This is a genomic window from Pseudomonas entomophila (assembly GCF_029478665.1).
Lineage (GTDB): Bacteria > Pseudomonadota > Gammaproteobacteria > Pseudomonadales > Pseudomonadaceae > Aquipseudomonas > Aquipseudomonas entomophila_F.
In genome coordinates this window covers 1-970 of the sequence record NZ_JARPQB010000120.1, presented here as the reverse complement: position 1 = coordinate 970, position 970 = coordinate 1, and the positions used below count along the sequence as shown (strand labels likewise).

General features: G+C 65.6%; 1 protein-coding gene. It reads right to left on the bottom strand.

What is annotated here, in order from left to right:
- Positions 1–61: 61 nt before the first annotated feature.
- A partial coding sequence (locus tag P5705_RS26165) for a hypothetical protein (RefSeq protein ID WP_277463748.1) occupies positions 62–970 on the bottom strand: 909 nt, incomplete at its 5' end.

Sequence of the window (970 nt, the reverse complement as noted above, 5' to 3'; positions counted from 1 at the left end):
GCTGCGCAGCCCTTTCGCGGCACAAGGCCGCTCCTACAGGGGAATGTGCGCTGGTTATGGATCATGGCCCTACACTCCCCAGCAAACTGTCCTCCACCTGCCCCGACAGGTAATACACCCCCGCCATGGCCCCGCTCTGGCGGTTCTCCATCAGTTCCTGCCATTCCTCGTTCAGCGCCACATTGAGGATTACCCGCAACTGTTCGACCATCTGCGGTTGTTCGCGGTCATGGGTGATGAGCCCATAGCCGGCCGCCGCCACCGAGATCAACGCCCCCGCCGCCTTGCCCACGGCCGCGGCGATGGCGCTGGCGGCCCCGCGAGGGGCGAGGGTGGCGCCCAGCTTCTCGCTGGCCCGGGTGGCCACCGACGACAGCCCGGCCTCTGTCTGCCCAGGGGCCTTGGCTGCCAGCTGGTGCAACTGTTGGCGCAAGGACTGCCAGGCCGGTTGCTGGTCCAGCGACTTGGCCCTGAGCAATTGGTAAAGCGTGGCATTGCGCGCCTCCGGCGGGCCCAGGGCGATGGCCTGGATATGGTTCAGGCGTTGGCTGAATTGCTCGGGCGGGGCGTTGTAGCGCTGGATGATCTCGGGCAACTGCTGGCCCAGCAGTTGCAGATACAGCTCGCTGGCGCGGTCACGGATGATCTCGGGGTTGATCTGTTCGGCCACCGGCTCGATCACCCGTTCGTGGTACTGCTCCTGCAGGTACAGGGCCAGGCGTTTTTCCGGCGGCTCCGTGCCGCTGTTCATCTTGTACCAGGCCACCTTGAGGGTGAGCCACTGTTGGGTCCAGTAGCCGGTGAACCAGGGTATGAAGTCGTTCTCGGTGCGTTGCTGCACCTGCTGTTTCCATACCCGCATGGAGCGCCGGGCATAGTCGTTGGCCGAGCCTGCGGCGGCGGCCGAAGCCTCGATGATTTCCTGGTCGATGCGTTGCCAGACGGCGGGGGGGAGGTTTTGTGGCGGGGG